General features: G+C 51.5%; 12 protein-coding genes and 1 other annotated feature. All 12 genes read right to left on the reverse strand.

Annotation, left to right across the window (positions count from 1 at the left end; genetic code table 11):
* Positions 1-192: 192 nt before the first annotated feature.
* Positions 193-3,738: a DNA-directed RNA polymerase subunit beta gene (gene rpoB / locus L692_RS0104555; RefSeq protein ID WP_025697596.1), complete on the reverse strand. Its 3,546-nt coding sequence runs from the start codon at positions 3,736-3,738 to the stop codon at positions 193-195.
* Positions 3,739-4,165: 427 nt separating this feature from the next.
* Positions 4,166-4,771: a class I SAM-dependent methyltransferase gene (locus tag L692_RS0104560; RefSeq protein ID WP_025697598.1), complete on the reverse strand. Its 606-nt coding sequence runs from the start codon at positions 4,769-4,771 to the stop codon at positions 4,166-4,168.
* Between the two features lie 133 nt (positions 4,772-4,904).
* Positions 4,905-5,267 carry a 50S ribosomal protein L7/L12 gene (rplL, locus tag L692_RS0104565; RefSeq protein WP_025697600.1) on the reverse strand — a complete coding sequence of 121 codons (363 nt, stop codon included), beginning with the start codon at positions 5,265-5,267 and terminating at the stop codon, positions 4,905-4,907.
* A 51-nt stretch (positions 5,268-5,318) separates the two neighbouring features.
* Positions 5,319-5,822, reverse strand: coding sequence for a 50S ribosomal protein L10 (gene rplJ / locus L692_RS0104570; RefSeq protein WP_025697601.1), 504 nt, complete (start codon positions 5,820-5,822; stop codon positions 5,319-5,321).
* A gap of 60 nt (positions 5,823-5,882) precedes the next feature.
* Positions 5,883-6,033: a sequence feature (ribosomal protein L10 leader region), on the reverse strand.
* Positions 6,034-6,101: 68 nt separating this feature from the next.
* Positions 6,102-6,794: a 50S ribosomal protein L1 gene (gene rplA, locus L692_RS0104575; RefSeq protein ID WP_025691672.1), complete on the reverse strand. Its 693-nt coding sequence runs from the start codon at positions 6,792-6,794 to the stop codon at positions 6,102-6,104.
* An 81-nt stretch (positions 6,795-6,875) separates the two neighbouring features.
* On the reverse strand, positions 6,876-7,301 hold the full coding sequence (rplK, locus tag L692_RS0104580) for a 50S ribosomal protein L11 (RefSeq protein ID WP_025691673.1): 426 nt from the start codon (positions 7,299-7,301) through the stop codon (positions 6,876-6,878).
* Between the two features lie 71 nt (positions 7,302-7,372).
* A complete protein-coding gene (gene nusG / locus L692_RS0104585) occupies positions 7,373-7,906 on the reverse strand; it encodes a transcription termination/antitermination protein NusG (RefSeq protein ID WP_025336689.1) in 534 nt (177 codons plus the stop codon).
* A gap of 21 nt (positions 7,907-7,927) precedes the next feature.
* Positions 7,928-8,119: a preprotein translocase subunit SecE gene (secE, locus tag L692_RS0104590; RefSeq protein WP_025697604.1), complete on the reverse strand. Its 192-nt coding sequence runs from the start codon at positions 8,117-8,119 to the stop codon at positions 7,928-7,930.
* A 21-nt stretch (positions 8,120-8,140) separates the two neighbouring features.
* Complete coding sequence (gene rpmG, locus L692_RS31030) at positions 8,141-8,290, reverse strand: 50S ribosomal protein L33 (RefSeq protein ID WP_081755001.1); 150 nt, start codon at positions 8,288-8,290, stop codon at positions 8,141-8,143.
* A 410-nt stretch (positions 8,291-8,700) separates the two neighbouring features.
* The gene (gene sigH, locus L692_RS0104595; RefSeq protein ID WP_025697606.1) at positions 8,701-9,348 is read right to left on the reverse strand and encodes an RNA polymerase sporulation sigma factor SigH; all 648 of its coding nucleotides are present in this window, start codon (positions 9,346-9,348) and stop codon (positions 8,701-8,703) included.
* Between the two features lie 165 nt (positions 9,349-9,513).
* Positions 9,514-10,035: an NYN domain-containing protein gene (locus L692_RS0104600; RefSeq protein WP_025697608.1), complete on the reverse strand. Its 522-nt coding sequence runs from the start codon at positions 10,033-10,035 to the stop codon at positions 9,514-9,516.
* A gap of 2 nt (positions 10,036-10,037) precedes the next feature.
* Positions 10,038-10,521 (reverse strand): 23S rRNA (guanosine(2251)-2'-O)-methyltransferase RlmB (gene rlmB, locus L692_RS0104605; RefSeq protein ID WP_025697610.1); only part of this gene is annotated, 484 nt, incomplete at its 5' end.

Consider the following 10,521-nt stretch of genomic DNA (forward strand, 5'->3'; position numbering starts at 1 on the left):
ACCTGATCCTGATTTGGTGCCGCCAATCCTCTCCCGACTCCTTGCAACAGGAGAAGCTGCGGTCATACAACGGAAGGCCACCCCGGAAAGGATGGCGCTGCCGCTTTGATTATCCTCAACTGTTCGCCGGCTCTGCAAACAAAACATTTGCAATTCATTCTTTGAACCGCTTCACTTGCTTTGAGGGCATATTTAATCTACTCCGACTTCCGTACCTTCCAGATTGAGGCTCAGCTTGTCGCTTGAAGTCTCATCCTCGTCGTCCAGCTCTTTCATTTCGATCTCCTGCTCATCGCCGCTCAGGATTTTGACGTCCATACCGAGAGACTGCAGCTCTTTGATCAATACCTTGAAAGACTCAGGAACGCCAGGCTCCGGCACATTCTCGCCTTTGACAATGGATTCATAGGTCTTCACCCGTCCGACAACGTCATCGGATTTAACCGTCAGAATCTCTTGCAGCGTATAGGCGGCGCCGTAGGCTTCAAGCGCCCACACTTCCATCTCGCCGAAGCGCTGTCCGCCGAACTGGGCTTTACCGCCGAGCGGCTGCTGCGTAACGAGCGAGTATGGTCCGGTGGAACGGGCATGGATTTTATCGTCGACCATATGCGCCAGCTTAATCATGTGCATGACGCCAACCGTAACTTCGCGTTCAAAACGCTCGCCCGTCCGTCCGTCATACAGGATGGTCTTACCGTTGCGCTGCATGCCGGCTTCTTCCATCGTGTCGAACACGTCATACTCTCGCGCGCCGTCGAATACCGGCGTTGCAACATGAATACCGAGACGCATGGCGGCGAACCCGAGGTGAACCTCAAGCACCTGCCCGATGTTCATCCGCGAAGGAACGCCCAGCGGGTTCAGTACGACCTGAACCGGTGTTCCGTCCGGCAGGAACGGCATATCTTCCTCAGGCAGAATCCGGGCTACGACACCCTTGTTGCCGTGACGTCCGGCCATTTTGTCGCCCTCGGAGATTTTACGCTTCTGGGCGATATAGACACGAACCAACTGATTAACGCCAGGAGGCAGCTCGTCGCCGTTCTCCCGCGTAAACACCTTGACATCGACGATGATGCCGTCGCTTCCGTGAGGCACGCGCAGGGAAGTATCGCGCACTTCCCGGGCTTTCTCGCCGAAGATCGCGTGCAACAGGCGTTCTTCCGCCGTCAGCTCCGTCACGCCTTTAGGCGTAACTTTCCCAACGAGGATATCGCCGGCGCTGATTTCCGCGCCGATCCGGATAATGCCGCGTTCATCCAGATTGCGAAGGGCTTCTTCGCCCACATTCGGAATGTCGCGCGTAATTTCTTCCGGACCAAGCTTGGTGTCCCGCGCTTCGGATTCATACTCCTCGATATGAATCGAAGTGTACACATCCTCCTTCACCAGCTTCTCGCTCAGCAGGATGGCATCCTCGTAGTTGTAGCCTTCCCAGGTCATGAACGCAACGACTACGTTGCGGCCAAGAGCCAGTTCGCCCATTTCCGTGGAAGGACCGTCCGCCAGGATATCACCTTTCTTGACGATATCGCCTCTCTTGGCAAGAGGGCGCTGGTTAATGCAGGTACCTTGGTTCGAACGCATAAATTTGTGTAATTTATATTTAACGATGTCGCCTTTAACTTCTTTGCCGTCGACAGTCTCCACACGCCGAAGCCAGATTTCGTTGGCCGAAGAGCGCTCGATGATGCCGTCATACTTGGAAACGATACATACACCCGAATCTTTAGCGGATTTATGCTCCATTCCCGTGCCGACCAGCGGCGCTTTCGGAATGAGCAGCGGAACGGCCTGACGCTGCATGTTGGAACCCATCAGCGCGCGGTTGGAGTCATCGTTCTCAAGGAACGGAATGAGCGCCGTCGCTACGGATACAACCTGTTTCGGCGAAACGTCCATGTAATCCACACGGTTACTCGGCATTGTCGTGATGTTATCGGACAGCTTGTTGTAACGAACGATAACCATCTCGTCCTTGAACGAGCCATCTTCCGTGAGCTCGGCGTTGGCCTGCGCAACCACATAATTATCTTCTTCATCTGCTGTAAGATAATCAATTTGCATCGTGACCTTGCCTGTCTTCGGATCAACCCAACGGTACGGCGCTTCAATAAAGCCGTATTCGTTAATGCGGGCGAACGTCGACAAGGAGTTGATCAGACCGATGTTCGGACCTTCCGGCGTCTCGATCGGACACATCCGGCCGTAGTGACTGTGATGGACGTCGCGAACCTCAAAGCCCGCGCGTTCACGTGTCAGGCCGCCCGGACCGAGCGCGGACAGACGGCGTTTGTGCGTCAGCTCCGCAAGCGGGTTCGTCTGGTCCATAAACTGCGACAGCTGGGAGCTTCCGAAGAACTCCTTGATCGACGCGATAACCGGACGGATATTAATCAGCGCCTGCGGCGTGATCGCATTCGCATCCTGAATGGACATTCTCTCCCGCACCACCCGTTCCATTCGGGAAAGACCGATACGGAATTGGTTCTGCAGAAGCTCGCCCACGGAACGCAGGCGGCGGTTGCCCAAGTGGTCGATATCGTCGGTGTTGCCGATGCCGTGCAGAAGATTAATAAAGTAGCTGATCGAGGAAATAATATCAGCCTGGGTGATATGCTTGACCGATTTGTCGATATTGCCGTTGGCGATCAGCTTGATTACCCGTCCTTCTTCGATCGGAGAGAATACCTCCACCGTTTGAAGAGGAATGTCTTCACTGTCCAGAACGCCGCCGCTTACACGGTAGGTCTTGGCAGCCATATTCTTCTCGAAATAAGGCAGCAATTCGTCCAGCAGACGGCGGTCGACCATCTGACCCGTTTCGGCCAGGATTTCCCCGGTCGATTCGTCCACCAATGGCTGAGCCAGACGCTGGTTGAACAGACGGTTCTTGATGTGCAGCTTCTTGTTGATTTTGTAGCGGCCTACATTCGCCAGGTCGTAACGCTTCGGATCGAAGAAACGCGCTACGAGCAAGCTCTTAGCGTTGTCAAGCGTCGGCGGTTCGCCCGGACGAAGGCGTTCGTAAATTTCGATAAGCGCTTTTTCCGTGGAATCGGTGTTGTCCTTATCCAGGGTATTGCGAATATATTCATCATTGCCAAGCAGATCCAGAATTTCGGCATCGCTGCCGAATCCGAGAGCGCGCAGCAGCACGGTAACCGGAATTTTGCGGGTGCGGTCGATCCGGACATACATGATGTCCTTCGCGTCGGTCTCCAGCTCCAGCCAGGCTCCACGGTTCGGAATCACTGTGGCTGTGTAAGTTTTTTTGCCGTTCTTATCCACTTTAGTGCTAAAGTAGACGCTAGGAGAGCGAACCAACTGGCTGACAATAACCCGTTCCGCACCGTTAATAATAAACGTACCGGTCTCCGTCATCAGCGGGAAATCCCCCATGAACACTTCCTGTTCCTTGACCTCGCCGGTCTCCTTGTTGATGAGCCGTACCTTCACCCGAAGAGGCGCCGCATACGTCACGTCACGCTCTTTGGCGTCGTCCACCGTATATTTCGGTTCGCCCAAGCTGTAATCAATGAACTCCAGCACCAAATTGCCTGTGAAATCCTGGATCGGCGAGATGTCCTGGAACATTTCACGCAGTCCTTCCTCCAAAAACCAATCATATGATTTTTGTTGGATCTCAATCAGGTTCGGGACCTCGAGTACCTCGTTAATTCTCGCATAGCTTCGCCGAGTGCGTCGACCATACTGAACAAGATGTCCTGCCAACTTTACTCACCCCTCATGTCTACTCACTTAAAAATTGATTGCGAACCCCTGTTTGTAACCGTATAATGGAACCATACAACAGAGATTCATCCCCTAAATAAAGAAAAGCCCTTATCGAAATCTTCGAAAAAAGAGCGCATTTATTCACGGGCGGTATTACTCCATAATCAGTAGATTTGCCCAAAACGTACATATTATACGTTGACCAGCGTGCGTTTATGCGTTCCGGCCCTCACCACCCCTCCCCTTATAAGGAAAACGGCTGTTTACAGGCTTTTGCGCGCAGACTTGCCACCCGGCATGCGCCTGCCGTTGACAATGTTGACGCTTGACATTTCAGCAAACTAAAGACATGAAGCCTATCTTAATACTGACATTATACAATAATAACACTATCAGCATTACGTGTCAATAATGGTCAGCCTTTTTATTTTGTAATTTTTTCAGCTTTTAAAATACGGTATCCTTTGTCTTTCCCGATCTCCCGCACTTCTCCGAACAGACTCTCCAACTTGGCGGCAGCCGAAGGCGCCCCCTGCTTCTTCTGGATAACGACCCAGAGCGCCCCGTTTTCATTCAAATGTTCATAGGCTTCCTCAAAAATACGGTGGACTACCGCTTTTCCCGCACGAATGGGAGGATTGGTCAGAACAATGTCAAAGGTCTGTCCAGCTACCGCAGCCAGCACATCGCTCTCCATAATATTCACATTTGAGATTCCATTCAGCTTCGCATTTTCGCGAGCCAGTTCAATGGCCCGGCTGTTAATATCCAGCATCGTCACGAATCCTTCCGGAGCCAGACGCGCCGCTGCAAGACCAATCGGCCCATACCCGCAGCCCACGTCAAGCACGGCGGACCCGTCCGGAATCTCCATGGCTTCAATCAACGCCCGGCTGCCATAATCCACATCTCCTTTGGAGAACACGCCGGCATCGCTTGTAAATCGAAAAGCCAAGCCTCTGAGCACCGCGCTAATCACACGTCTGTCATGCCGGGCTTCCGGCTGCTGCGAGTAATAATGCTGGGACATGCCCATTCCTCCCTTTCCTGAATCGCTCAACACTATCCCAAGTTCCTTTAGCATACAGCAAACCCCTTGAACATGTTCAAGGGGCTGCATTGGATGGGAGGAATCCTGTCGCTCCCGAGGATGCTGCTTACAATTACTTCACTTCTACAGCTGCGCCTGCTTCTTCCAGCTTCGCTTTTACAGCGTCGGCGTCTTCTTTGCTTACTTTTTCTTTGATCGGCTTCGGAGCGTTGTCTACCAGATCCTTGGCTTCTTTCAGACCCAGGCCAGTGATTTCGCGAACAACTTTGATTACGTTGATCTTGGAACCGCCAGCGCTTGTCAGAATTACGTCGAACTCGGATTGTTCAGCTTCAGCAGCTACTGCTCCGCCGCCAACAACTGCTACAGGAGCTGCTGCAGTTACGCCGAATTCTTCTTCGATTGCTTTAACCAGTTCGTTCAGTTCCAGTACGCTCATGCCTTTGATTTCTTCCAAGATTGTTTCTTTACTCATGATTAAACCTCCAATTATATTGAAATTTTTATGTTGAAATTCCGGATTGTGTTACGCGCTTTGCTCTTCTTTTTCAGCGACAGCTTTGACAGCCAGCGCGAAGTTGCGCACCGGCGCTTGAAGAACGCTAAGCAGCATGGACAGCAGTCCTTCGCGGGAAGGAAGTTCCGCCAACGCTTTGATTTGATCCGCGCCGATGACTTTACCTTCCACAACGCCGCCTTTCAATTTCAAAGCGTCGTTCTTTTTGGCAAAATCGTTCAAAATTTTGGCCGGAGCCACCGCATCATTCGCACTGAAGGCAACAGCGGTAGGGCCTGTCAGAACCTCGTCCAGCTCGGTCAGCTCAGCCGCAGCGGTTGCGCGGCGAAGCAGCGTGTTCTTAAGAACCTGGAATTCAATGCCCGCTTCGCGAAGCTGCTTGCGCAGTTCGGTTACTTGGGAAACGTTCAATCCGCGGTAGTCCGCAACAACAGTCGTGATGCTGTTTTGCAGTTTGCCTGTAACGACATTAACCGCTTCCTGTTTAGCTTCAATTACTTTAGCATTTGCCAATGATTACACCTCCTGATAATTTATGCGGCGCGCTTATAACGAAAGCTCCGCCGATCCTACGCAGGCATTAGAAAAGCCTCCGCAGATTCACGAAGGCTTGATAAAACGATAGGCATACGGCAAAACCGTTCCCTTTGTTTCTATCATAACACCTCGGTAGGAAATTAAGCCTTTCGGCACCTACTGTCTACGGCAAGCATATTCAAAGTCAGGTTGACAACCTTAACTGATCACAACTGTTATAGATTAACAAAGATTGCTCCGAGAGTCAATCCCGAATTATCTGTAAGCAGCCGTGCTCACACGAGCGCTCGGTCCCATAGTCGAAGATACGGCGATGCCTTTGAGGTATACCCCTTTGGCCGCAGCCGGTTTCGCACGGTTCAGCGCGTCGATAAGAGCTTTAAGGTTCTCGTTCAGTTGAGCAGCATCAAAGGACACTTTGCCGATTGGCGCGTGAATTTGACCCGCTTTGTCCAGACGGTATTCGATTTTACCGGCTTTGATTTCTTGAACAGCCTTGGCAACATCGAATGTAACCGTGCCGGCTTTAGGGTTAGGCATCAGGCCTTTACCACCGAGCAGACGGCCCAGTTTACCGACTTCACTCATCATGTCAGGTGTAGCTACGCAGACGTCGAACTCGAACCAGCCTTGTTGGATTTTGTTGATCATATCTTGATCGCCAACAAAATCGGCGCCGGCCGCTTCCGCTTCCTTCGCTTTGTCACCTTTCGCAAATACAAGCACGCGCTGGGTTTTGCCTGTGCCGTGAGGCAGGACAACAACACCGCGAACAGCTTGGTCTTGTTTACGAGGGTCTACGCCCAGACGCACAGCCGCTTCAACCGTTTCGTCGAATTTGGCAGTTGCCGCCTTCTTCACAAGCTCAACGGCTTCCGAAGGCTCGTAAGTTGCTTCGCTGTCAATCAGCTTGGCAGCTTCCAGGTATTTCTTACCGTGTTTAGCCATGAAAATCTTCCTCCTTTGTGGTATTAGCGGAATATCCTCCCACATAGTAAGGTCTCCAGGAGACCCTCTGCGAAGACGAAATTAGTCTTCGATCGTGATGCCCATGCTGCGGGCAGTTCCTTCAACCATACGCATAGCCGCTTCCACGGACGCCGCGTTCAGGTCGGGCATTTTTTGCTCGGCGATTTCACGCACTGCGGCGCGGTTCAGCTTTGCAACTTTTTTCTTGTTCGGTTCGCCGGAGCCTTTTTCTACTTTCGCAGCGATGCGGAGCAGAACGGCAGCCGGAGGAGTTTTGGTGATGAACGTAAAGGAACGATCCTCGAATACCGTGATTTCAACCGGGATAATCAGACCGGCCTGGTCGGCGGTACGGGCATTGAATTCCTTACAGAATGCCATGATGTTGACACCTGCTTGACCAAGCGCCGGACCTACCGGAGGCGCAGGGTTCGCTTTCCCTGCAGGAATCTGCAGTTTCACCATTTTGATAACTTTTTTAGCCATGAGTGACACCTCCTTGACCTTAATTACTTAACTTCGAACGGCAAGCCGTCCATTCACAAGAAACCCTTGCGCTATATCTTCTCCACTTGAGTGAAATCCAACTCCAGCGGGGTTTCTCTTCCAAACATGTTCACGTGAACCTTGATCTTACTCTTGTCAGCCAAAATTTCTTCCACGGAGCCCACAAAATTCGCAAAAGGACCAACCATAATGCGTACGGATTCCTTGATCTCGAAATCGATCTTCGGCTTCGGCTCAACCATGCCCATATGCTTCAGAATTTGTTCAACCTCTTCCGGAAGCAATGCGGTTGGCTTGGAACCCGAACCCGTTGAACCTACGAATCCCGTAACGCCCGGCGTGTTGCGGACAACATACCATGAATCATCCGTCTGAATCATTTCGACCAAAACATAGCCGGGGTAAACTTTACGCATGACGGCCTTTTTCTTGCCGTCCTTGTTTACCACTTCTTCTTCCATCGGAACAAGAACCCGGAATATTTTGTCTTCCATGCCCATGGACTCAACGCGCTTTTCCAAATTGGCTTTGACCTTGTTCTCATACCCGGAGTAGGTATGAACGACGTACCATCTTTTTTCCATATCAAGCCACCTAGGACCTCTCTAAATAATCGATTCGATCACAAAGGAAATACCGATGTCCAGAACCCAGAAATAAAGCGCGACAACTACAATTGTACCTAGAACGATCAATGTATAGTTGGTTAGTTCTTTACGACTGGGCCATCGAACCTTCTTAAGTTCAGTCCAGCTCTCAGTGAAAAAGGAAAACAAAGACTTGAAACTGCGTTTCACGCCGACTACACCTCCAACAAACTATCTAGTTTCGCGATGAGGAGTTTGCGCGTTGCAAAACTTGCAAAACTTCTTCAACTCCATGCGGTCGGGATGATTACGCTTGTTTTTGGTCGTCGCGTAGTTTCTTTGTTTGCAACTTGTACAAGCCAAAGTGATAATTACCCGCATGCTGTGCACCTCCCGAAACGTTCTCTCGATTCGCAGAACCGAAAGACGCAAAAATTGATCCCATGAAAAAAACAGCTGACCGTTCTTTTCGTGGATGGCATCTCTTTTAAAATATAACCAAAGGCACTGCCAAAAGCCTTGACTTTGTTTATATTCAAAAAAAGCCGCGAATTTGGGCCTACCTAAAACACTTTAGCACAACGTCAAGCCCAATGTCAACGAAAATCCCCGCATTTTTGAAACAACTTGTCCAAGCGTGTCCGCATTCCTTATTCTCCAGCCTTCACTTGCATCCGCCGGTCTGCTATCCAGTATGATATATTTCCGCTATAGTTAAACCATCCGACAATTCGCCAATTAAAAAAAGACTCGTATACGAGCCTTTCCGGTTCATATTATAACACTAGTTGTCACGCATTGTCACGCACTTCCAGATATCTTTCGAGTTTCCGCTTCACCCGCTGCAAAGCGTTGTCAATCGACTTCACATGACGCTTCAAATCCTCGGCGATCTCCTGATAGGATCTTCCGTCGAGATAGAGCATCAGCACCTTGCGCTCCAAATCACTGAGAATTTCGGCCATCTTGTCCTCAAGTCCGATGAATTCCTCCTGATTGATAATCAGCTCTTCAGGGTCCAGCACCTGCGAGCCGCAAATGACATCCATCAAGGTACGATCCGAATCCTCATCGTAAATCGGCTTGTCCAAAGAGACGTAAGAGTTGAGCGGAATATGCTTCTGGCGTGTAGCCGTCTTGATGGCAGTAATAATCTGCCGGGTAATGCACAGCTCGGCGAACGCCTTGAACGAAGACAACTTGTCGCCCTTGAAATCACGAATCGCCTTGTAAAGGCCGATCATGCCTTCCTGCACAATGTCCTCACGGTCCGCTCCGATCAGAAAATAAGACCGGGCCTTGGCGCGCACAAAATTGCGGTATTTGTTGATCAGATGTTCCAAAGCGCCACCGTCTCCGCCCCGAAAAGCTTCGACGATGTCTTCGTCGCTTATGAATTCATACTCGGAAAGCATTAGTTCCTTGAGGTCGACACTCACCAAGAATCCCCCCGGCTGCAACGCAGGACGCATCGTTACTTCGTGAAATATACGAACAGTATATATTACGTTACCTTACACCGTCAACAATCGTTTAACCAAGTACCAATCATCAATAACAAATAATTACAGTTTCACGGAACTTCTCTGACATGATCCCAAGAATTATTGTCTCCGCCAATCTTCAAGCCGGCTGCGTACTTCCGGCGTCAGCTTGTCCTCAAGGGTATGCCGGGAGGAGCGGGTATTGCGCGGTTCGATGGTCTTTTTGACCTCCCGCTGCATCTCCTCCACTTCCAGTCGAAGCTCCCTGGCCGAAACGCGCAGCGCTCCCTGCGCAAAGATGACATGCTGCTCGGTTGAATCGCTGGTTGCCACATAAATTTGCCGTCGGCGGTGGCTGTACTCTCCCACCAGACGCTCGATGCACTCATCCGCCGTTTCTTTTTCCTTCGTGAAATAGACTTGAACTTTGCCCTGGACAAAAGAACGTCCAAGACCCGGCACCCGGTAGGCGTCAAATACGGCGATCACACGCCTGCCGGAATAAGCCTGATAATCGGCGAGCATATTCAAGAGCCGGTCGCGCGCTTCCTGCATGCCGGTTTGGGAGAGCGCGGCAAGCTCCGGCCAGCCGCCGATCATATTGTATCCGTCCACCAGCAGCACATCGCGCAGGTCCTTCATCGCTATTCCAGCCCGCGACGGCGCCGAAGCACCTCGTACATAATGACGCCCGCGGCTACGGAAGCATTGAGCGAGTTGATCCGGCCAAGCATCGGAAGCTTCAGCAGAACATCGCATTTTTCGCGGATCAGTCGGCCCATGCCCTTGTTCTCGTTCCCGATCACTACCGCCACCGGGCCGGTAAAGATGTCGGAGCCGAACAAATTCTGATCCGTATCGACATCCGTCCCGACAACCCAAATTCCAAGCTCCTTCAGCCGGTCGATCGTCTGTCCGAGGTTGGTTACCCGCGCAACCGGCACATATTCAACCGCGCCGGCGGAAGTCCTCGATACCGTGGCCGTGATTTGCGCGGAACGCCGCTTGGGCACAACTACGCCGTGCACCCCGGTGCAGTCGGCGGTACGGAGGATGGAGCCAAGGTTATGCGGATCTTCGATTTCGTCCAGCAGCAGAAGGAACGGCGGCTCTCCCTTCGCTTCGGCT

This window comes from Paenibacillus forsythiae T98, assembly GCF_000520735.1.
In the GTDB taxonomy this organism is placed as follows: domain Bacteria; phylum Bacillota; class Bacilli; order Paenibacillales; family Paenibacillaceae; genus Paenibacillus_AQ; species Paenibacillus_AQ forsythiae.